Origin of the sequence: Paenibacillus kyungheensis, from assembly GCF_028606985.1 — a bacterium.
GTDB classification, from domain to species: Bacteria; Bacillota; Bacilli; order Paenibacillales; family Paenibacillaceae; genus Saccharibacillus; species Saccharibacillus kyungheensis.
Map to the genome: position 1 here is coordinate 4,408,155 of NZ_CP117416.1, position 21,826 is coordinate 4,429,980.

The window sequence follows — 21,826 nt, forward strand, 5'->3', positions numbered from 1 at the left end:
TTAGTGTTAAAGTGTCTATTTGCGGTAAGTTATACGACCTTTTGTCAAATCATAAGGTGACAATTGTACAACTACTTTATCTCCAGTCAGAATACGGATAAAGTGCATCCGTAGCTTTCCAGAAACATGAGCGAGAATCTGATGACCATTCTCTAATTCAACTTTGAACGTTGCATTCGGCAAGGGTTCAAGAACCACGCCTTCTACCTCAATAACATCTTCCTTGGCCACAGTCAGTCTCCTTTCTGTTCAACACTGTTTTCGGCAGATTCCAAGAACTTGGTAACTGCATAACGCAATTTCCCGTTCGTGACCCGACCGCTTTCTTGCAAACTGTTTACTACTTCGCTGCTGATCACCGGCATTAGCTCCAGATGAAGCAGATTCTTCTTCTTCGGCTGGTCAAACTTTCGTTTGTTCCCGTCGGCGATATAAACAAACTTCTCATCCGGTATTGCAATGATAACAGCAGGTTGAGGAGCTCCTTGACCTTTTAACACTTTCACAATTTGACCGACCTGCGGGTTCATTGTTGTTTTCACAAGAATCACCTACGCATTTAGTTTAGTTTTGTGAAAATCTCCATACCGTCCGGTGTAACCGCAACTGTATGTTCAAAATGGGCACATAATGAGCCATCAACAGTAACTACTGTCCATTTGTCTTCAAGCGTTTTGACATGTTGCGTGCCGGCATTTACCATCGGCTCGATTGCCAGAACCATTCCCGGCTTCAGCCTCGGTCCGCGATCCTTAACTCCATAATTAGGAATTTGAGGTGCTTCGTGCAGCTTCGTTCCGATACCATGTCCTACGTATTCACGTACAACAGACATACCAGCATCTTCAATAAAACGCTGTATCGCATGCGATATTGTAAACAAGCGTACATCTGGCTTGACCAGTTCAAGTCCTGCATACAAAGAACCTTCAGTTACTTCCAAAAGTTTTTTTGCATCATCAGAAATCTGTCCTACCGGATATGTCCATGCAGAATCTCCATGATAACCACGGTACTCAGCTCCAATATCAAGTGTAACGATGTCGCCTTCTTGCAATTTGCGTTTATTCGGGAATCCATGAACTAATTGCTCATTAACCGAAGCACAAATGCTGGCAGGAAAACCATTGTATCCTTTGAATGACGGTAAGGCATTTTGACTGCGAATATAACGGTCTGCAATCTGATCAAGGTGTTCGGTCGTAATACCTGGCTCGATCGCTTGCTTGATTAGACGATGCGTCTCAGCTACAATTCGCCCTGCTTCCCGCATAAAGCCTAGTTCTGTTTCGGATTTGCAAATGATCATTCTGCCTAACCTCTTAGTAATGAAACAATATCCTTAGATACTGCATCAATACTTTGATCGCCATCAATCTCTCTCAACAGCTTTTGATCACCGTAGTAAGCAATAAGAGGCGCTTCTGTTTTCGTATGATACTCATTCAGACGCGTTCCTACACTTTCTTCGTTATCATCAGCACGTTGATAAAGTTCACCACCATCAATATCACATACGCCTTCTTGCTTCGGCGGATTGAATTCAATATGGTAAGTAGCTCCACAAGTCTTGCAAATACGTCGTCCGGTAATCCGAACAAGCAATTTGTTGAGATCTACTTTTAAATTGATCACGTGGTCCAGCTTACGCTCCATTGCTGCCAGCATTTTATCCAGTGCTTCAGCTTGAGCTAAAGTTCTTGGAAAACCGTCAAGCAAGAAACCTTTTTTACAATCGGGCTGAGCAAGACGCTCTTCCACGATTCCGTTCGTTACGTCATCCGGTACAAGTAAACCTTGATCTATGAATTCTTTGGCTTTTACTCCAATAGGAGTTTCCTGTTTGATCGCTAGACGAAATGCATCGCCTGTAGAAATATGAGGAATACCTAGCTCTTTCACAATCACAGCTGCTTGTGTTCCTTTTCCTGCTCCCGGAGGCCCCATGAATATGATGTTCACGTAATGTCACTCCCCCTAAGACTAATGCTGCAAGAACAGCACGAAAGGCGCCGGTTGTGAACAAGCATGACTTATTCCAGCCGGAACCTGCCGTCTATTTATTGATAAAACCTTTGTAATGGCGTTTAATGAGCTGGCTTTCGATCGTTTTCATCGTGTCAAGGGCAACCCCAATAACGATAAGAAGCGATGTACCACCGATTTGCACAGATTGTGGCAAACCTGAAATAGCTCCTAAGAATACTGGTAGTACCGAGATAACCGCCAGGAATAATGATCCTGTCATGGTCAAACGAGTCATAACACGAGTCAAATAAGTAGCCGTTGGCTTACCTGGACGAACACCCGGGATATATCCACCATTCTTTTTCATATTATCGGCCATTTGCGTAGGATTCATTTGCACAAATGTATAGAAGAAAGTAAAACCTATGATCATTATAACATACAGCACCATACCAAGCGGTTTGTCATACCACAAATTCTGAGTAATCCATTTCGCCCAGAGATGAGTAGACCAGAAGCTTGCTATAATAATCGGAAATTGTAGCAATGAAACGGCAAAGATAACAGGGATAACACCCGCTGAGTTAACTTTCAACGGAATATGTGTATTCTGTCCACCATACATTTTGTTACCTACAACGCGTTTTGCATATTGTACTGGAATTTTACGAATACCCTGTTGGATAAAGATAACTCCGACAACGATGAAAATCACGACAATAACAACAATGGCTAACTTCGCAACATTAAAGAACGTCTGACCTTGTTGCAGGAAATCCGATTGAACCATATCACGGATATGCTGTGGAATAGCTGCAACAATACCAGCGAAGATGATGATCGAAATACCGTTACCGATTCCTTTTTCAGTGATTTGTTCCCCGAGCCACATCAAGAATGATGTACCCGCCGTCAACACGATTGCAATAATGATGTAATCTACCGCAGTAGCATTAGGAATCATTTCTGCATTGTATAAACGGTTGAAACCAATCGATGTACCAAAGGCTTGGATCAGACCCAGAATAACAGTACCATACCGGGTAATCTGTGCCAGTTTCTTTTTACCGTGTTCCCCTTGTTTGGCCCATTCCGCAAATTTCGGAATGACATCCATCGATAATAACTGAACTATAATGGATGCAGTGATATACGGCATGATCCCAAGGGCAAAAATGGAGAAATGCCCCAAAGCTCCCCCTGAGAAAGTATTTAGAAGACCGAATAGTTCTTTACCTTGAGCGTTAGCAGACTGGAAAACACTTTTGTCTACACCCGGAACCGGTACAAACGCACCGATACGGTAGACAATGAGCACCAGCAAGGTAAAGATAATCCGATTTCTAAGATCCTCAACCCGCCATATATTCTTTAGGGTCTTGAACATTAGATCACCTCGGTTTTACCGCCGGCAGCCTCGATTTTCTCTACCGCAGATTGAGAGAACTTATTCGCTTTTACAGTCAATTTCACAGTGATGTCGCCATTACCAAGAATTTTAATTCCGCTTCTTGCATTTTTAACGATTCCCTGTTCCATCAAGAACGTAGGAGTTACTTCTGTATCAGCAGCAAAGCTGTTTAAATCTTCGATGTTTACGAGTGCATATTCTTTACGAGTAGGGTTAACAAATCCGCGTTTAGGCAAACGACGATACAATGGATTTTGTCCGCCTTCAAATCCTGGACGAACTCCTCCGCCTGAACGAGAGTTTTGTCCTTTGTGACCACGACCCGATGTTTTACCAGTACCACTACTTGGACCGCGACCTACACGTTTGCGTTCCTTGCGTGAACCTGGGCTTGGTGAAAGCTCATGCAATTTCATCGTTCGTTGCACCTCCTTATTGATAGTAGGTTAATTTTTAAAAAATTAACCTTCGATTTCTTTTACAGATACTAAATGTTGCACTTGTTTGATCATACCGCGCATAGCAGCATTATCGTTTTGCACTACTGAGTGGTTCAGTTTACGTAGTCCTAGTGTTTTAACAGTAGTACGTTGTTTCTCTGAACGACCGATCACGCTACGGACGAGGGTAATTTCCAATTTAGCCATGAGGTTCCCTCCTTAACCGAGCAACTCTTCGATAGATTTTCCACGAAGTTTAGCCACGTCTTCAGCACGTTTCAAACGAGACAAGCCTTCTAACGTTGCGTTAACCATGTTCATGGAATTCGAAGAACCCAGAGATTTAGTCAAGATATTGCCTACACCAGCAAGTTCTAGTACAGCACGAACCGGTCCACCAGCAATAACTCCAGTACCTTCGGATGCTGGTTTCAACAATACACGTCCTGCTCCGAATTTACCTGTAACAAGGTGAGGAATTGTTGTTCCAACGATCGGAACATGAATCAAGTTTTTCTTAGCATCTTCGATGCCTTTACGGATAGCGTCAGGTACTTCACCGGCTTTACCGATACCAGCGCCTACCCAACCATTACCATCGCCCACTACTACAAGTGCGCTAAAGCTGAAACGACGTCCACCCTTAACTACTTTAGCTACACGATTAATGTTTACAACTCTTTCAGTCAGCTCTAAAGTGTTTGGATCAATACGCAAGTCGTTAACCTCCTTTTTACAATGTTTTAGAATTGAAGACCAGCTTCACGAGCTGCATCTGCCAAGGCTTGAATCCGTCCGTGATACAAGTAGCCTCCGCGATCAAATACAACAGCTGTGTGCCCTTTTTCAGATGCACGTTTTGCAACCAGTTCGCCAACTTTAGTAGCAGCTTCTACGCTACCGCCGTTTTTAATATCTGCAAGTTCTTTATCAAGAGTCGAAGCGGAAACCAAAGTTACACCCGCCACGTCATCGATCAATTGAGCGTAGATATGTTTAGCAGAACGGAATACGTTCAAACGTGGACGTTGAGAAGTACCAGTGATGTTCTTACGAACACGTAGGTGTCTTTTCAGACGTGCTTTATTTTTATCTGCTTTTGTAATCATGACTGTACATTTCACTCCTTTCACGTTGCCTTCACAGGCTCACTTCAACACGCATAAGGTAAAGGAACGTATTCCTTTATCTTATTTTTTCTTACCAGCTTTACCTTCTTTACGAAGAATACGCTCGCCTTCATACTTGATACCTTTACCTTTATATGGTTCTGGTTCACGTACGGAACGGATTTTTGCAGCGTAAGCTCCTACGCGCTCTTTATCGATTCCATTAACGATGATTTTCGTATTTGTAGGCACATCGAACTCGATGCCTGGTTCAGGAGAAATTTCTACTGGATGAGAGTAACCCACGTTTAGAACAATTTTGTCGCCAGATTTGCTTGCGCGGTATCCAACACCAACTAGTTCTAGGGATTTGGAGAAACCTGTAGTTACTCCACTCACCATGTTACTTACTACACTACGAGTAGTGCCGTGCAGGGAACGATGAGTCTTATTATCAGAAGGACGTTCGATTGTGATCGTGTTCTCTTCGATATTTACTTTCATATCTTTATGAATCTCACGGGAAAGCGTACCTTTCGGTCCTTTAACCGTAATTTGAGTATTATCCAAGTTGATTTCAACACCACTTGGTACTTCGATTGGTTTGCGACCAATACGAGACATAGAGTTGCACCTCCTTATTATATGACGTTAATTACCAAACGTAGCAAACAACTTCGCCGCCGCTTTTCGATTGACGAGCTTCTTTATCAGTTACTACCCCTTTAGAAGTAGAGATGATAGCGATTCCCAGTCCACCTAGTACGCGAGGGATTTCATTGCTTTTCGTGTAAACACGAAGTCCTGGTTTACTGATACGTTTCAAACCAGTAATTACACGTTCGTTATTTTGACCGTATTTCAAGAAAATACGGATAATTCCTTGTTTGTTATCCTCAACAACTTCAGCATCACGAATGAAACCTTCACGTTTTAGGATATCAGCGATTTGCTTCTTCATCGTAGAAGCAGGAACTTCAACTGTTTCGTGACGCACAACGTTGGCGTTACGAATACGAGTAAGCATATCAGCAATTGGATCTGACATAGTCATGTGTGTAAACCTCCTTCCCCTTAATCAAATGTTTACCAGCTTGCTTTTTTCACACCAGGGATCTGGCCTTTATGAGCCAATTCACGGAAGCAAATTCTGCAAATTTTGAACTTTTGCAATACCGAGTGTGGACGACCACAACGTTCGCAACGTGTGTATGCACGTACTTTGAACTTCGGAGTGCGTTGTTGTTTAACTTTCATTGAAGTTTTAGCCACTTAGCCTGACACCTCCTAATATTTTCGGAGAACTAGGGTTTATATCCGAACCCTGTACATTTCAATAATTATTTTACGAAAGGCATTCCCAATTGGGTAAGCAATTCGCGAGACTCTTCGTCAGTTTTAGCAGTCGTTACGATAACGATGTCCATACCACGAACTTTGTCTACTTTATCATACTCGATTTCCGGGAAGATCAATTGCTCTTTCAAACCCAGTGTATAGTTACCACGTCCGTCAAATGCTTTAGAAGAAACACCGCGGAAGTCACGTACACGTGGAAGTGTGATGTTGAACAATTTATCTAAGAAATAGTACATACGATCGCCACGAAGTGTTACTTTAACACCGATAGGCATGTTTTCACGAAGCTTAAATCCAGCGATAGATTTTTTAGCACGTGTGATAACTGGTTTTTGACCAGAAATCAATTGAAGATCGTTAACAGCAGAATCCAATACTTTGGAGTTCGATACTGCTTCACCTACACCCATGTTGATAACAACTTTTTCAACTTTCGGTACTTGCATAACCGTTGTATAGTTGAATTTTTGTACCAAAGCCGGGGAGATCTCATTCAAGTAAAGCTCTTTCATTCTTGTTGCCATTTTGGAAGGTCCTCCTTTCCGTAACAATTAGTATTAGTCGATTGTTTCACCGGAGCGTTTAGCTACGCGAACTTTTTTGCCGTTATCCAATGTTTTGTAACCGATACGGGTTACTTTTTTTCCGTCCTTAGGATCAACGTGCATTACGTTCGAAACGTGGATCGGCGCTTCTTGCTCAACACGTCCTCCTTGCGGATTCAGTTGAGTTGGTTTTTGGTGTTTGGTGATCATATTCACGCCTTCAACCAACACGCGGTTTTCACGAGGATACGCTGCGATAACGCGACCTTTTTTACCTTTGTCTTTACCGCTGATTACAAGAACCGTATCATCTTTTTTCACGTGTAGTTTGTGGTTGTGAGATTCCAACACTTTTTTCACTTTCGCCATTTGTGTACACCTCCTATAACTCACTTCAGGCCATAGCCTTTATATCTTACAATCGTTTAGATAACTTCCGGAGCCAAAGAAACGATTTTCATGAAGTCTTTATCACGCAATTCACGAGCAACTGGTCCAAAGATACGAGTACCACGAGGGCCTCTGTCATCTTTAACGACTACTGCTGCATTCTCATCAAATGCGATGTAAGATCCGTCTTTACGACGAACGGAACTCTTTGTACGAACGATTACCGCTCTTACAACATCACCCTTTTTGACAACGCCGCCTGGTGTTGCTTGTTTTACAGAACAAACGATCAAATCGCCGATTGCAGCTGTACGACGTCCAGTACCACCTAGTACGCGGATACACATAAGTTCTTTTGCGCCAGAGTTATCGGCTACAGCCAAACGTGTAAATGGTTGAATCATTGTTAGTTCCTCCTTCCAGACAGGTTAGCATCATTCATCAAATGATGATTGCTTCTTCTACAACTTCCACTAATCTCCAGTTTTTATCTTTAGATAATGGACGTGTCTCCATGATTTTAACAACATCACCAATTTTAGCAGTGTTATTTTCATCATGAGCCTTGAATTTTTTCGTATATTTAATACGTTTGTGATACAAGTCATGCTTTTTATAAGTTTCTACAGCAACAACGATGGTTTTATCCATTTTATCACTGACCACTTTGCCTACTTGTACTTTACGGGCATTGCGTTCGCTCATAGTTAATCTCCTTCCTAGCTGATAGCATTTAAGCTCTCAAATATTGGATTACGATGTGATTCCAAGTTCTCTTTCACGAACTACTGTTTTAGCACGTGCAATTTGTTTACGCACAGCACTGATACGAGTAGGGTTATCCAATTGACCGGTAGCAAGTTGAAAGCGCAGGTTAAAGAGTTCCTCTTTAAAACCAGCAATCTTTTGCTCGATTTCAGCAGTGGTAAGGTTGCGCAATTCATTAGCTTTCATTTGCTTCACCACCCAATTCTTCACGTTTCACAAACTTAGTTTTTACAGGCAACTTGTGAGAAGCAAGACGCATAGCTTCACGCGCGATCTCTTCAGAAACACCTGCAAGTTCAAACATAATTTTACCTGGTTTAACAACGGCAACCCATTTTTCTACGTTACCTTTACCACTACCCATACGAACCTCAAGAGGTTTTTGAGTGATTGGCTTGTCCGGGAAAATTTTGATCCATACTTTACCACCACGTTTGATATAACGAGTCATAGCAATACGAGCAGCTTCGATTTGACGGTTAGTGATCCAAGAAGGCTCAGTAGCTTGCAAACCGAATTCTCCGAAGTTCAATTCAGTACCGCCTTTAGCGCGACCTGACATGCTTCCGCGTTGTTGTTTACGGTGTTTTACACGTTTTGGTACCAACATGATTAGTTGCCTCCTTCCTGAGCAGCTTGTTTCTTAGCCGTAGGAAGAACCTCTCCACGATAAATCCATACTTTTACGCCAATACGACCATAAGTAGTATGCGCTTCTGCTGTACCATAGTCAATATCGGCACGAAGCGTATGAAGTGGAACAGTTCCTTCGCTGTAGCCTTCAGAACGGGCAATTTCAGCACCGCCAAGACGTCCGCTAACTGCTGTTTTAATTCCTTTAGCGCCTGAACGCATAGTTCTTTGAATTGCTTGTTTCAATGCACGACGGAAAGAAACACGACGTTCCAATTGTTGTGCAATACTTTCTGCAACTAGAATTGCATCAAGTTCTTGATTTTTGATTTCAGAAATGTTGATATGAACTTTTTTACCACCAGCAATTTTAGTTACTTGTGTACGAAGAACTTCAACTTCTGAACCACCGCGTCCGATAACCATACCAGGTTTAGCTGTATGGATCGTCACGTTCACACGATTAGCCGCTCTCTCGATTTCGATATGAGAGACAGCAGACTCTTTAAGTTTGGTTTTAAGGTATTCACGGATTTTAACGTCTTCGATAAGAAGATCGCCAAAGTCTTTACCAGCATACCATTTAGATTCCCAATCACGGATAATACCTACACGTAATCCGACGGGATTTACTTTTTGGCCCACACGTTTTCCCTCCTTCTATCTTATTTTTCAGCTACCACCAAAGAAATATGGCTGGTGCGTTTGTTAATTTTACTTGCACGTCCCATTGCACGAGGGCGGAAACGTTTCAGTGTTGGTCCTTGGTTAACGTAAACCTGGGAAATTACCAAGTTGTTAACATCAAAAGTCAACTCTTTTTCTGAGCTAATAAACTCAGCGTTGGCAATTGCGGAGTTAAGAAGCTTCTCAACAATTGGGGATGCGGATTTCGGCGTATGACGCAGAATTGCGATCGCTTCTCCAACTTGCTTACCGCGGATCAAGTCAACTACTAATTGAACTTTACGCGGAGCGATGCGTACAAACTTTGCGTGTGCTTTCGCTTGCATTGCGTGACCTCCTCTCTTACTTTAAATCCTTATATATTAACGTCTTGTTTTTCTGTCGTCATTAGCATGACCTTTGTACGTACGAGTTGGTGCGAACTCACCAAGCTTGTGTCCGACCATATCTTCCGTTACATATACCGGTACATGTTTGCGACCATCATAAACAGCGAATGTATGTCCGATAAATTGTGGGAAAATCGTCGAGCGACGGGACCAAGTTTTGATTACGACTTTTTTATCGTCTTCGTTCAATACTTCTACTTTTTTAAGCAAGTACCCGTCCACGAAAGGACCTTTTTTAAGACTACGGCTCATAGGTTGAATCCTCCCTTCATCTTTTCGTCACTTCACACTTTACAAGCATTCAAGCACAAATCTTACTTCGTGCGGCGGCGAATGATGTATTGATCGGAAGCCTTACCTTTTTTACGAGTTTTGTATCCAAGAGTAGGTTTACCCCATGGAGACATTGGAGATTTACGTCCGATTGGAGCTTTACCTTCACCACCACCGTGTGGGTGATCATTAGGGTTCATTACTACGCCTCGAACTTGTGGACGTTTGCCCAACCAGCGATTACGACCGGCTTTACCGATTTTAATCAATTCATGATCTTCATTACCAACAGATCCGATTGTAGCACGACATACTTTAAGTACGCGACGTACTTCACCAGAAGAAAGGCGAATGGAGACATATTTTTCTTCTTTACCAAGTAATTGAGCTTCCGTACCAGCTGCGCGAACAAGCTGACCACCTTTACCTGGTTTTAATTCGATATTGTGAATAACTGTACCAACTGGAATGTTTTCCAATGGAAGGCAGTTACCGATTTTGATATCAGATCCTACGCCAGAGAAAATTTGATCTCCAACTTTTAATCCTTTAGGAGCGATAATGTAACGTTTCTCTCCATCAGCATAGTGGATCAGAGCAATGTTAGAAGTACGGTTTGGATCGTACTCGATTGTAGCAACGTTACCTGGTATTCCATCTTTAGTACGTTTGAAGTCAATGATACGGTATTTACGTTTGTGTCCGCCGCCGTGGTGACGAACTGTAATTTTACCTTGGTTGTTGCGGCCTGCTCTTTTGAAAAGAGGAGCCAACAACGATTTCTCCGGTTGGTTCGTTGTAATCTCTTCGAATGTAGAAACACTCATGTTACGACGAGCCGGGGATGTCGGTTTGTACTTTTTAATTGGCACTGTTTATTCCTCCTTACTCTACAGATTCAAAAAACTCAAGCGGTTTACTTTCTGGAGCCAAAGTCACGATAGCTTTCTTCCATTCGGAAGTGTAGCCGGAATGACGTCCATAACGTTTCGGTTTAGCAGGCATGCGAAGAGTGTTTACTTTAGACACTTTCACTTTGAAAATTTCTTCAATTGCCTTTTTAACTTCCGTTTTATTAGAACGAATGTCTACTTCGAAAGCATATTTCAGTTCACTCATGTACTCGGCAGTGCGCTCAGTAATTACCGGACGCTTAATAATATCACGAGGATCTTTCATTACGCGAACACCTCCTCTACCTTGTGAACTGCATCCTTAGTAAGGATCAGCTTATCGTACGTAAGTACGTCTAGAACATTAACGCCGTCAGCTGCAACGAATTTAACACCTGGGATATTACGAGCAGATAGTGCAACATTATCATCATAACTAGGAGTTACGATCAATACTTTGCGATCTACTTTCAGGTTGTTCAAAATTGCTGCGAACTCTTTTGTTTTCGGTGCGCTAAAGCTTAGTGCATCCAAAACGATGATTTCGTTAGCTACTACTTTAGAAGATAAAGCAGATTTGATCGCTAAACGACGAACTTTTTTAGGCAGTTTGTAAGCATAGCTGCGTGGAGTCGGTCCAAATACTACGCCGCCGCCTTTCCATTGTGGAGAACGAGTAGAACCTTGACGCGCGCGTCCTGTTCCTTTTTGTTTCCATGGTTTACGTCCACCACCACGAACTTCAGAGCGTCCTTTTACTTTGTGATTACCTTGACGAAGGGAAGCACGTTGCATAATGACTGCATCATGAAGCACATGAGTGTTAGGTTCGATACCGAATACGGAATCACTCAATTCAACTTCGCCAACTTGGCTACCGTCGATACTATAAAGTGCTACTTTTGGCATTTCCTGTTCCTCCTTTCTTGATTGGTTATTTTTTAACCGTTTCTCTTACTTTTACATAACTATTTTTAGCACCAGGGATAGAGCCTTTAACGAGAATTACGTTACGTTCAGCATCTACTCTGATAACTTCGAGGCGTTGGATCGTTACTGTATCATGACCCATGTGACCTGGCAGACGTTTACCTTTCGGTACACGGTTCGCTTGGATAGAACCCATTGAACCTGGTCTGCGATGATAACGGGAACCGTGAGACATTGGTCCGCGGCTTTGGCCCCAACGTTTGATAACGCCGGCAAAACCTTTACCTTTAGAAATACCCGTTACGTCAACGAACTCACCTTGAGCAAACAAGTCTGCTTTGAGTTCCTGGCCAACCTCGACATTAGCGAGGTCAACACCGCGAATTTCGCGAACGTAGCGCTTAGGCACAGTATTCGCTTTAGTAGCGTGTCCTGCTTCCGGTTTGTTAGATCTGCTTGCTTTTTTATCAGCAAAACCGATTTGTACCGCTTCGTATCCGTCATTTTCCAGGTCTTTCTTCTGCAGAACCACACATGGTCCAGCTTCGATAACCGTTACAGGAATTACGTTACCTTCCGCGGTAAAGACTTGAGTCATACCCAGTTTTCTTCCTAAGATACCTTTCATGTTGACACCTCTTTTCATTTTACGTGTTACCACATCTATGTGGATTATAATTTAATTTCGATATCTACGCCAGACGGTAAGTCCAAACGCATCAATGCATCCACAGTTTGTGGAGTTGGGTTAACAATATCGATCAAACGTTTATGTGTACGTTGCTCGAATTGCTCACGAGAATCCTTGTATTTATGAACCGCACGAAGAACAGTGATAATCTGTTTTTCAGTAGGAAGCGGAATTGGTCCAGATACTCCTGCGCCAGAACGTTTAGCTGTTTCAACGATTTTCTCTGCGGATTGATCAAGAATTCTATGATCGTATGCTTTTAAACGAATACGAATTTTTTGCTTTGCCATTTTTAGTCCCTCCTTCTATCGCCCAATTTGGTATCGGACATACTCAGTGAAAATTTTCCGGCATACCGTCCATGGCAAAGGAGCCGGGTGTGTCGGTAACCTCTCACGTCATCGCAACGTCTCAGAACAACATTTATTATTGTATATGATAACAAACAGTTATGCAAGTCTTTTTTGAAACATTTACACAAAAAAATAAGACCTGTCTCCCTTATAAGGAAACAGGCCTCATTTGGTCTTTCGTTTACAGTACAATGTTACTTCGTTACAGTACAATGTTGCTTATATTAAAATCTTCAAATCATTTCTGATTCACAATGAAGATTTAATTATTTTTGGATAGATGCTACAGCGCCAGCGCCTACTGTACGTCCACCTTCGCGAATAGCGAAACGTGTACCTTCTTCAATCGCGATTGGATTGATTAGGGATACAGTAACAGTGATGTTATCACCAGGCATAACCATTTCAGTACCTTCTGGTAAAGAAATAACGCCAGTTACGTCAGTTGTACGGAAGTAGAACTGTGGACGGTAACCAGTGAAGAAAGGTTTGTGACGCCCGCCTTCTTCTTTAGTCAAAACGTATACTTGAGCAGTGAACTCAGTATGAGGTTTAACAGTACCTGGTTTAGAAAGTACTTGACCACGTTCGATTTGGCTACGCTCTACACCACGCAACAATGCGCCGATGTTGTCGCCCGCTTGTGCGGAATCCAACAATTTACGGAACATCTCTACGCCTGTAACAACGGATTTTTTAGTTTCTTCATGGATACCAACGATTTCGATCTCTTCGCCGACTTTAACAGTACCACGCTCTACACGACCAGTTGCAACTGTACCACGACCAGTGATCGAGAATACATCCTCAACAGGCATCAAGAAAGGTTTGTCAGTGTCGCGCTCTGGATCTGGAATGTAAGTATCGATTTCTTCAAACATTTCAACGATTTTTTTAGCCCATTCGCCATCAGGGTTAGCCAATGCTTCACGAGCAGATCCACGAGTGATTGGAGTATCGTCACCAGGGAACTCATATTCGTTAAGAAGGTCGCGTACTTCCATTTCAACCAATTCCAAAAGCTCTTCGTCTTCAACCATGTCGCATTTGTTTAAGAATACAACGATGTAAGGTACGCCTACTTGACGAGACAACAAGATGTGCTCGCGAGTTTGTGGCATAGGACCGTCAGCTGCAGATACAACCAAGATCGCTCCGTCCATTTGTGCAGCACCAGTGATCATGTTTTTAACGTAATCGGCGTGACCTGGGCAGTCAACGTGTGCATAGTGACGGTTAGGTGTTTCGTACTCAACGTGTGCAGTTGAGATTGTGATACCGCGTTCGCGCTCTTCTGGAGCTTTATCGATTTGATCAAATGCTACAGCAGCACCACCGTAAGTTTTAGACAATACAGTTGTGATTGCAGCAGTCAAAGTTGTTTTACCATGATCGACGTGACCAATAGTTCCGATGTTAACGTGCGTTTTATTACGTTCAAATTTAGCCTTTGCCATGTTAAACGTTGCCTCCTTGAAGGTAGAGTTGTTTATATTTTAGTTTGAAATGTACAGAGAGCAGTCATGCTACTTCCTGTACATCCCAGAAGTGAAAACGGATTAAGAACTTAGCCGTTTGCTTTGGAGCTAATTTCGTCAGCGATGCTCTTAGGTACTTCTTCATAATGAGAAAGTTCCATTGAGAACACACCGCGACCTTGTGTACCAGAACGAAGTGTTGTGGAATATCCAAACATTTCAGATAAAGGTACTTTTGCACGAATGATTTGAGTACCACCGCGTGAATCCATACCTTCGATACGGCCACGACGAGAGTTTAACATACCCATAACATCACCCATGTATTCTTCAGGTACTGTTACTTCAACTTTCATGAGTGGCTCAAGCAATACAGGACGACATTTGTCTTTTGCAGCTTTAAGCGCCATAGATCCGGCAATTTTAAATGCCATCTCATTGGAATCGACATCATGATAAGATCCGTCCACTACAGTAGCTTTTACGTCTACTAGTGGGAAACCAGCAAGAACACCGTTCTTCATAGCTTCTTCAATACCTTGTAGTGCAGGACCAATGTATTCTCTTGGTACTGAACCACCGACAACTTTACTTTCGAACTGACTACCAGTACCTGCTTCAAGAGGTTCGAACTCAACCCATACATGACCGTATTGACCACGACCACCGGATTGACGAACAAATTTACCCTCGACGCGAGCTGGTTGACGGAATGTTTCACGATAAGCAACCTGAGGTTTACCTACGTTAGTGTCCACTTTGAATTCGCGACGCATACGGTCAACGATGATTTCAAGGTGAAGCTCACCCATACCCGCCAAGATTGTTTGGCCAGTTTCTTCATCCGTATGAGCACGAAGAGTTGGATCTTCTTCAGTCAATTTGGACAAAGCAATACCCATTTTATCTTGGTCAGCTTTTGTTTTTGGTTCAACTGCGAGTTCGATAACTGGATCAGGGAAGTTCATTGACTCCAAGATAACAGTTTCTTTCTCATCACACAGTGTATCACCTGTACCTGTATCTTTCAAACCAACAGCTGCCGCGATATCACCGGAGAAAACTTCGCTGATCTCTTGACGAGCGTTAGCATGCATTTGCAGGATACGACCAATACGTTCGCGTTTGCCTTTAGTAGCATTAAGAACGTAAGAACCGGATTGCAATACGCCAGAATATACGCGGAAGAACGTAAGTTTACCCACGTAAGGGTCTGTCATAATTTTGAACGCTAGTGCAGAGAATGGCTCTTCATCCGAAGAATGACGAACTGCCTCTGTGCCGTCTTCGTGCAAACCTTTAATTGCCGGTACATCCGTAGGAGCCGGAAGGTAGTCGATAACAGCATCCAACATAGGTTGAACACCTTTGTTACGGTAAGAAGAACCACAGATTACAGGGAAGATTTTAACGTCACAAACACCTTTACGTAGAGCAGCCTTAATCTCAGCGACTGTTGGCTCTTCTCCTTCAAGGTATTTCATCATTAGATCTTCATCTAGTTCTGCAACTCTTTCGATCAAGTCAGCACGCAGTTCTTCAACTGTTGCTTTAAGATCTTCTGGAATTTCGATAGATACTGGATCGCGTCCAAGATCATCTTGATATTCGATAGCTGTTTGCTCGATGATATCGATAATACCAACGAAGTCATTCTCTGCGCCGATCGGCAATTGAATCGCTACTGCGTTCGCTTGCAGACGTTCACGCATGTCTTTAACAACGTTAAGGTAGTCAGCACCAATAATATCCATTTTATTAACATATGCTATACGAGGTACACCATAACGATCTGCTTGTCTCCAAACAGTCTCGGATTGTGGTTCTACACCCTCTTTTGCACTAAATACGCCTACTGCTCCGTCCAATACACGCAGGGAACGTTCAACTTCAACTGTAAAGTCAACGTGACCTGGAGTATCAATGATATTAACGCGGTAGCCTCTCCACTGAGCCGTAGTAGCTGCGGACGTAATAGTGATCCCGCGCTCTTGCTCTTGTTCCATCCAGTCCATTGTAGCAGCGCCTTCGTGAACTTCACCGATTTTGTGCGTACGGCCTGTATAGAACAAGATACGTTCTGTAGTGGTAGTTTTACCAGCATCGATATGAGCCATGATACCAATATTACGTGTATTTTCTAAGGAGAACTCTCTTTTTGCCATGAATGGGTGCTCCCTTCAAAAATATCAATTTTTGAAATAAAGGCTTTAATCCTACCAGCGGTAGTGAGCGAATGCTTTATTCGCTTCAGCCATTTTGTGTGTATCTTCGCGTTTTTTCACTGCTGCGCCTGTATTGTTAGAAGCATCAATGATTTCAGCTGCTAAACGTTCTTCCATTGTTTTTTCTCCGCGGCTACGTGAATAGTTCACTAACCAACGAAGTCCCAATGTAGTACGTCTTTCAGGTTTAACTTCGATCGGAACTTGATAGTTAGCACCACCTACACGGCGAGCTTTAACTTCGAGAACTGGCATGATGTTCTTAATTGCCGCCTCAAATACTTCCATAGGATCGTTACCTGTACGTTCTTGAATCAATTTGAAAGAATTGTAAAGGATGCTTTGAGCAACCCCACGCTTTCCGTCGACCATAATGCGGTTAATCAAACGTGTAACCAACTTGCTGTTATACATAGGATCTGGCAATACGTCTCTTTTCATTACTGGACCTTTTCTTGGCATGGTTATCCCCCTTTCTTAGATATGCAGCGCAGTGGTCTGCGCTAACGAATTATTTTTTCTCTTTTGGACGTTTTGTACCGTATTTTGAACGTGATTGCATACGATTGTTTACGCCTGCTGTATCCAAAGCACCACGAACGATATGATAACGAACCCCTGGTAAATCTTTAACCCGTCCACCGCGGATAAGTACCACGCTGTGTTCTTGAAGGTTATGACCGATACCTGGAATGTAAGCAGTAACCTCGATACGGTTCGTTAAACGAACACGAGCATACTTACGAAGTGCGGAGTTCGGTTTTTTTGGAGTCATAGTACCTACACGAGTACATACACCACGTTTTTGTGGAGCGCTAATGTTCGTCTCTTGACGCTTCAAAGCATTGTACCCTTTTTGAAGTGCAGGTGATTTTGATTTCTCAATTTTTGCTTGACGTCCTTTACGGACTAATTGATTAATAGTTGGCATTGTGTTGCCACCCCCTTCCCATATTTGTAGTTCCAATATAAACCATATATTAAGTCCACAGACCCAGGTGGTTCATAAAAGAACAAATGAAAAGCCTTTGCCTGCCACTCACGACCAGCAAAAACATTCCTGATTGCATTACATTATTTAAGGACAACGGCCATAGCAGTTCCCACTTCGATTCCGCAAGCTTTGCCCAATTCTTTCATTGTATCCACATAAGTGATTTTAACAGAATGAGTCGAGCATAATTGAACGATTTTCGAGATGAGATGATTTTCCGCATCCTGCGCAACATAGACTTCTTCAGCTTGACCCGTCTCGACCATCCGCATAGTTTGCTTCGTGCCTACTTTGATCCGGGCATCCTTTAATCCTTTGTCATTAGTCATCTTCCGATTTCCTCCAAAAGATCAGGGATCAGCACTCTATTCACGCACCTTTGCTATAGTACCATTAGCTAAAGGATACTGTCAATAGATAACTATAATTCTATTTGATAAATAATTGTTATATTGTCTTATCACACTCATTAAATCGTAGCTAAAACTGAATAATATAATCATTATTCAGCTTAGCCACGTATGGATGAGCAATACAACTTTATAGTTACTTCTTTAATTAATCAACAGTTACTGTTTCCAGACCTTCTTGCTTTGGTTCAAGTTTGTCTGCATCCTCAAATTGAACGCTACGGTAACGATTCATTCCTGTACCAGCTGGAATTAACTTACCGATAATAACATTCTCTTTAAGTCCAAGTAATTTATCGACTTTACCTTTGATTGCTGCATCAGTAAGGACACGAGTTGTCTCCTGGAAGGATGCCGCAGACAAGAAGGAATCAGTTTCCAGAGATGCTTTGGTAATACCAAGCAATACTGGTTTAGCAACTGCTGGCTCTTTGTCAGCCATGATTGCTACTCTGTTTGCATTCTCGTATTCGTACATATCAACAAATGAACCTGGCAACAATGTAGTTTCACCAGCATCGATGATACGGATTTTACGTAACATCTGTCTGATCATAACTTCAACGTGCTTATCATTGATTTCTACACCCTGGTTACGATATACACGTTGTACTTCTTGCAGGATATAGTTTTGTACGCCACGGATACCTTTGATACGTAGCATTTCTTTAGGGTCAATCGAACCATCTGTTAGTTCATCCCCAGCTTCGATTTCCATACCTTCTTTAACTCTTAGGCGGGAACCGTAAGTAACAGGGTAAACTTTAGTTTCCGCTTCACCTTCAACCTCGATTTCGCGACGGTCTTTAGCTTCACGAATTTCTTTAACAATACCATCAATTTCACTGATGATTGCTTGACCTTTAGGATTACGCGCTTCGAAAAGCTCTTGAATACGCGGCAAACCTTGAGTAATATCGTCTCCTGCAACACCACCGGTATGGAACGTACGCATTGTAAGCTGTGTTCCTGGTTCCCCGATAGATTGTGCTGCAATAATACCAACTGCTTCACCAATCTCAACGTGTTTACCAGTAGCAAGGTTACGACCGTAACATGTTTTACATACTCCGTGTTTTGCACGACAACTAAGCACTGAACGGATTTGAAGTTTTTCAACTCCAGCTTCAACGATTGCTTCAGCTTTATCCGAATCAAGTAATTCGTTACGACGAGCAAGAATCTCACCTGTTTGTGGATGGCGAACAGTTTCGAAGCAATAGCGACCTTCTAAACGATCGTATAGATCTTCAATAACTTCTTTACCATCTTGAATACGGCTTACAGTGAAACCTTTATCGGTTCCGCAATCTTCTTCACGTACGATTACATCTTGTGCTACGTCAACTAGACGACGAGTTAGGTAACCTGAGTCAGCGGTACGAAGTGCTGTATCCGCCAAACCTTTACGCGCTCCGTGAGTAGAAAGGAAGTACTCTAGTACTGTCAGACCTTCACGGAAGTTCGATTTGATAGGAAGTTCGATAATACGACCGGATGGATTCGCCATCAGACCGCGCATACCACCAAGCTGAGTGATCTGCGATTTGTTACCACGAGCTTTGGAGTCAACCATAAGCATAATAGAGTTATAGCGATCCATTGATTTCATAAGAACTTCTGTAATATCGTCCTTCGTACGAGACCAGATCTCAATAACACGATCATAACGCTCTTCATTCGTAATCAAACCACGACGGTATTGATTCGTAATAACAGCAACTTTTTTATCAGACTCATCCAAAATTCCTTGTTTTTCAACAGGAACAATAACGTCAGATACACCAACAGTAATACCTGCACGCGTAGAATAAGTGAATCCAAGTTGCTTGATTTTATCCAAAATCATAGATGTTAATGTTGTATGGTAAATTTCAAAACAACGAGCGATAATTGAACCCAAATACTCTTTACCGATAGCGCCTGTTTGAGGAACACTACTGATAAATTCACGGATATTTACGCCTTTATCATAGATAAAGTAATGATCCGGTGTACCTTGGAACAAGTTACGACGTGTTGGCTCATTGATGTACGGGAATGATTCAGGGAAAATCTCGTTAAAGATAATTCGTCCGATAGTTGTTACCATCATTCCTGTTTGTTGCTTCTCTGTAAAGCTTGTTTTGTTCAACGCTTTAACAGGGATTGCTACACGAGCATGCAATGAAGCTACACCACGTTGATAACCAGATACTGCTTCGTTTACTGTACGCAGGATCATACCAGAACCTTTAGCTTCATCGTTATCCATTGTTAGATAGAATGAGCCCAAGACCATATCCTGTGAAGGAGTAACAACTGGTTTACCATCTTTAGGGTTCAAAATGTTACCAGATGCAAGCATCAAGATGCGTGCTTCGGCTTGCGCTTCAGCAGACAATGGTACGTGAACCGCCATTTGGTCACCATCAAAGTCAGCATTATATGCTGTACATACCAGTGGATGAAGACGAATAGCGCGTCCTTCAACCAAAATAGGTTCAAATGCTTGAATACCAAGTCTATGCAGCGTAGGTGCGCGGTTTAGAAGAACTGGATGTTCTTTGATTACTTCTTCTAGTACATCCCATACTTCTGGACTTACACGTTCTACTTTGCGTTTTGCGCTCTTGATATTATGAGCAAGACCTTTGTTAACCAATTCTTTCATAACGAAAGGTTTGAATAACTCTAGTGCCATCTCTTTTGGAAGACCACATTGGTACATTTTCAGGTAAGGACCTACAACGATAACCGAACGACCAGAATAATCGACACGTTTACCTAGTAAGTTCTGACGGAAACGTCCTTGTTTACCTTTTAGCATATGGCTAAGAGATTTCAATGGACGGTTACCTGGTCCTGTTACTGGACGACCACGACGACCATTATCAATAAGAGCATCGACAGCTTCTTGAAGCATACGTTTCTCATTTTGTACGATAATGTCAGGCGCGCCTAGATCCAATAAACGTTTAAGACGGTTATTACGGTTAATTACACGACGATACAAATCATTCAAGTCAGACGTCGCAAAACGTCCACCATCCAACTGTACCATCGGACGAAGTTCTGGAGGGATAACTGGCAATACATCCATGATCATCCAATCAGGGAAGTTACCAGAGTTACGGAATGCTTCGATAACTTCAAGGCGTTTGATCGCACGATTACGACGTTGACCTTGAGCGGTACGTAGCTCTTCACGTAAAAATTCTAATTCTTTATCGATATCAAGGTCTTGAAGCAATCTTTTAATCGCTTCTGCACCCATACCTGCATGGAAACCATGACCGTATTTTTCACGGTAGCTACGGTATTCTTTTTCAGATAAAAGTTGTTTTTTCTCCAGTGGAGTCTCACCTGGATCAGTAACAACATAAGATGCGAAGTAAATTACTTCTTCCAAAGAACGTGGAGACATATCAAGTGCTAGACCCATACGGCTTGGAATACCTTTGAAATACCAAATGTGAGATACAGGAGCAGCAAGCTCAATGTGTCCCATACGTTCGCGACGTACTTTAGCGCGTGTTACTTCAACGCCGCAACGATCGCAGACTACGCCTTTGTAACGTACACGTTTGTATTTACCGCAGTGGCATTCCCAGTCTTTGGTTGGTCCAAAAATACGTTCACAGAACAACCCGTCTTTCTCTGGTTTAAGCGTACGATAGTTGATTGTCTCCGGTTTTTTAACTTCTCCGCGGGACCAAGAACGAATTTTGTCTGGGGAAGCTAGCCCAATTTTCATAAATTCGAAATTGTTAACGTCTATCAAAAGACACCCCTCCTAAGGCCAAATCCTGTTTATTGTCATTCTTATCAAAAGCTGTATAAATCCCAAAACATGATCTCACCAATAAGGGATAGACCGGGATAAATCTCCGGTCTACCT

Annotated in this window: 32 protein-coding genes; all 32 read right to left on the reverse strand. The window is 42.4% G+C overall.

From position 1 onward, the window contains the following. Positions 1-15: 15 nt before the first annotated feature. The gene (infA, locus tag PQ456_RS19110) at positions 16-231 is read right to left on the reverse strand and encodes a translation initiation factor IF-1 (protein ID WP_017815385.1); all 216 of its coding nucleotides are present in this window, start codon (positions 229-231) and stop codon (positions 16-18) included. A gap of 2 nt (positions 232-233) precedes the next feature. Continuing rightward, positions 234-530, reverse strand: a complete 297-nt coding sequence (locus PQ456_RS19115) for a KOW domain-containing RNA-binding protein (protein WP_204827282.1) — start codon at positions 528-530, stop codon at positions 234-236. 29 nt (positions 531-559) lie between these two features. Next, the gene (gene map, locus PQ456_RS19120) at positions 560-1,309 is read right to left on the reverse strand and encodes a type I methionyl aminopeptidase (RefSeq protein ID WP_204827274.1); all 750 of its coding nucleotides are present in this window, start codon (positions 1,307-1,309) and stop codon (positions 560-562) included. A gap of 5 nt (positions 1,310-1,314) precedes the next feature. Further along, a complete protein-coding gene (locus PQ456_RS19125; protein ID WP_069328371.1) occupies positions 1,315-1,962 on the reverse strand; it encodes an adenylate kinase in 648 nt (215 codons plus the stop codon). Positions 1,963-2,056: 94 nt separating this feature from the next. Further along, complete coding sequence (gene secY, locus PQ456_RS19130) at positions 2,057-3,355, reverse strand: preprotein translocase subunit SecY (protein WP_204827272.1); 1,299 nt, start codon at positions 3,353-3,355, stop codon at positions 2,057-2,059. Then, the gene (rplO, locus tag PQ456_RS19135) at positions 3,355-3,795 is read right to left on the reverse strand and encodes a 50S ribosomal protein L15 (protein WP_069328369.1); all 441 of its coding nucleotides are present in this window, start codon (positions 3,793-3,795) and stop codon (positions 3,355-3,357) included. Before rplO ends, secY begins: the two co-directional genes overlap by 1 nt. A 45-nt stretch (positions 3,796-3,840) precedes the next feature. Continuing rightward, positions 3,841-4,026 (reverse strand): 50S ribosomal protein L30, encoded by a 186-nt coding sequence (gene rpmD, locus PQ456_RS19140; protein WP_204827271.1) that lies wholly within the window; start codon positions 4,024-4,026, stop codon positions 3,841-3,843. 12 nt (positions 4,027-4,038) lie between these two features. After that, positions 4,039-4,536: a 30S ribosomal protein S5 gene (gene rpsE, locus PQ456_RS19145; protein ID WP_069328367.1), complete on the reverse strand. Its 498-nt coding sequence runs from the start codon at positions 4,534-4,536 to the stop codon at positions 4,039-4,041. A 26-nt stretch (positions 4,537-4,562) separates the two neighbouring features. Further along, complete coding sequence (gene rplR / locus PQ456_RS19150) at positions 4,563-4,928, reverse strand: 50S ribosomal protein L18 (RefSeq protein ID WP_204827270.1); 366 nt, start codon at positions 4,926-4,928, stop codon at positions 4,563-4,565. 81 nt (positions 4,929-5,009) lie between these two features. Continuing rightward, positions 5,010-5,552 (reverse strand): 50S ribosomal protein L6, encoded by a 543-nt coding sequence (rplF, locus tag PQ456_RS19155; protein ID WP_273613661.1) that lies wholly within the window; start codon positions 5,550-5,552, stop codon positions 5,010-5,012. Positions 5,553-5,583: 31 nt separating this feature from the next. Next, positions 5,584-5,982: a 30S ribosomal protein S8 gene (gene rpsH, locus PQ456_RS19160; protein WP_069328364.1), complete on the reverse strand. Its 399-nt coding sequence runs from the start codon at positions 5,980-5,982 to the stop codon at positions 5,584-5,586. A gap of 32 nt (positions 5,983-6,014) precedes the next feature. Then, positions 6,015-6,200, reverse strand: a complete 186-nt coding sequence (locus tag PQ456_RS19165) for a type Z 30S ribosomal protein S14 (protein WP_037291562.1) — start codon at positions 6,198-6,200, stop codon at positions 6,015-6,017. 68 nt (positions 6,201-6,268) lie between these two features. Continuing rightward, positions 6,269-6,811 carry a 50S ribosomal protein L5 gene (gene rplE, locus PQ456_RS19170; protein ID WP_204827268.1) on the reverse strand — a complete coding sequence of 181 codons (543 nt, stop codon included), beginning with the start codon at positions 6,809-6,811 and terminating at the stop codon, positions 6,269-6,271. A 33-nt stretch (positions 6,812-6,844) separates the two neighbouring features. Continuing rightward, entirely contained in the window at positions 6,845-7,201 is a 357-nt protein-coding gene (gene rplX, locus PQ456_RS19175) for a 50S ribosomal protein L24 (protein ID WP_069328362.1), read from the reverse strand. A 56-nt stretch (positions 7,202-7,257) separates the two neighbouring features. Beyond that, positions 7,258-7,626: a 50S ribosomal protein L14 gene (rplN, locus tag PQ456_RS19180; protein WP_069328361.1), complete on the reverse strand. Its 369-nt coding sequence runs from the start codon at positions 7,624-7,626 to the stop codon at positions 7,258-7,260. A 37-nt stretch (positions 7,627-7,663) separates the two neighbouring features. After that, positions 7,664-7,927, reverse strand: a complete 264-nt coding sequence (gene rpsQ, locus PQ456_RS19185) for a 30S ribosomal protein S17 (RefSeq protein ID WP_017815371.1) — start codon at positions 7,925-7,927, stop codon at positions 7,664-7,666. A 48-nt stretch (positions 7,928-7,975) separates the two neighbouring features. Next, positions 7,976-8,176 (reverse strand): 50S ribosomal protein L29, encoded by a 201-nt coding sequence (gene rpmC, locus PQ456_RS19190; protein WP_017815370.1) that lies wholly within the window; start codon positions 8,174-8,176, stop codon positions 7,976-7,978. Next, positions 8,166-8,600 carry a 50S ribosomal protein L16 gene (gene rplP, locus PQ456_RS19195; protein WP_069328360.1) on the reverse strand — a complete coding sequence of 145 codons (435 nt, stop codon included), beginning with the start codon at positions 8,598-8,600 and terminating at the stop codon, positions 8,166-8,168. Before rplP ends, rpmC begins: the two co-directional genes overlap by 11 nt. A 2-nt stretch (positions 8,601-8,602) precedes the next feature. Next, positions 8,603-9,268 (reverse strand): 30S ribosomal protein S3, encoded by a 666-nt coding sequence (gene rpsC, locus PQ456_RS19200; RefSeq protein ID WP_069328359.1) that lies wholly within the window; start codon positions 9,266-9,268, stop codon positions 8,603-8,605. A gap of 20 nt (positions 9,269-9,288) precedes the next feature. Further along, on the reverse strand, positions 9,289-9,636 hold the full coding sequence (gene rplV / locus PQ456_RS19205; protein ID WP_069328358.1) for a 50S ribosomal protein L22: 348 nt from the start codon (positions 9,634-9,636) through the stop codon (positions 9,289-9,291). Between the two features lie 36 nt (positions 9,637-9,672). Next, entirely contained in the window at positions 9,673-9,951 is a 279-nt protein-coding gene (rpsS, locus tag PQ456_RS19210) for a 30S ribosomal protein S19 (RefSeq protein ID WP_069328357.1), read from the reverse strand. Between the two features lie 62 nt (positions 9,952-10,013). Further along, positions 10,014-10,844, reverse strand: coding sequence for a 50S ribosomal protein L2 (gene rplB, locus PQ456_RS19215; protein WP_069328356.1), 831 nt, complete (start codon positions 10,842-10,844; stop codon positions 10,014-10,016). Positions 10,845-10,857: 13 nt separating this feature from the next. Continuing rightward, complete coding sequence (rplW, locus tag PQ456_RS19220) at positions 10,858-11,151, reverse strand: 50S ribosomal protein L23 (RefSeq protein WP_069328355.1); 294 nt, start codon at positions 11,149-11,151, stop codon at positions 10,858-10,860. Beyond that, positions 11,151-11,774, reverse strand: a complete 624-nt coding sequence (gene rplD / locus PQ456_RS19225; RefSeq protein ID WP_273613662.1) for a 50S ribosomal protein L4 — start codon at positions 11,772-11,774, stop codon at positions 11,151-11,153. The genes rplW and rplD overlap by 1 nt, the downstream gene beginning before the upstream one ends. A 25-nt stretch (positions 11,775-11,799) precedes the next feature. Continuing rightward, positions 11,800-12,423, reverse strand: coding sequence for a 50S ribosomal protein L3 (gene rplC / locus PQ456_RS19230; RefSeq protein ID WP_069328353.1), 624 nt, complete (start codon positions 12,421-12,423; stop codon positions 11,800-11,802). Between the two features lie 44 nt (positions 12,424-12,467). Beyond that, entirely contained in the window at positions 12,468-12,776 is a 309-nt protein-coding gene (gene rpsJ / locus PQ456_RS19235) for a 30S ribosomal protein S10 (protein WP_028609655.1), read from the reverse strand. Between the two features lie 329 nt (positions 12,777-13,105). Then, the gene (tuf, locus tag PQ456_RS19240; RefSeq protein ID WP_204827267.1) at positions 13,106-14,296 is read right to left on the reverse strand and encodes an elongation factor Tu; all 1,191 of its coding nucleotides are present in this window, start codon (positions 14,294-14,296) and stop codon (positions 13,106-13,108) included. 110 nt (positions 14,297-14,406) lie between these two features. Next, entirely contained in the window at positions 14,407-16,482 is a 2,076-nt protein-coding gene (gene fusA, locus PQ456_RS19245; RefSeq protein ID WP_273613663.1) for an elongation factor G, read from the reverse strand. 51 nt (positions 16,483-16,533) lie between these two features. Beyond that, positions 16,534-17,004 (reverse strand): 30S ribosomal protein S7, encoded by a 471-nt coding sequence (rpsG, locus tag PQ456_RS19250; RefSeq protein ID WP_069328350.1) that lies wholly within the window; start codon positions 17,002-17,004, stop codon positions 16,534-16,536. Between the two features lie 49 nt (positions 17,005-17,053). After that, positions 17,054-17,473, reverse strand: a complete 420-nt coding sequence (rpsL, locus tag PQ456_RS19255) for a 30S ribosomal protein S12 (RefSeq protein ID WP_069328349.1) — start codon at positions 17,471-17,473, stop codon at positions 17,054-17,056. 143 nt (positions 17,474-17,616) lie between these two features. Continuing rightward, positions 17,617-17,865 carry a ribosomal L7Ae/L30e/S12e/Gadd45 family protein gene (locus PQ456_RS19260; protein ID WP_069328348.1) on the reverse strand — a complete coding sequence of 83 codons (249 nt, stop codon included), beginning with the start codon at positions 17,863-17,865 and terminating at the stop codon, positions 17,617-17,619. Between the two features lie 229 nt (positions 17,866-18,094). Further along, on the reverse strand, positions 18,095-21,709 hold the full coding sequence (rpoC, locus tag PQ456_RS19265; RefSeq protein ID WP_204827264.1) for a DNA-directed RNA polymerase subunit beta': 3,615 nt from the start codon (positions 21,707-21,709) through the stop codon (positions 18,095-18,097). Between the last annotated feature and the right edge of the window lie 117 nt (positions 21,710-21,826).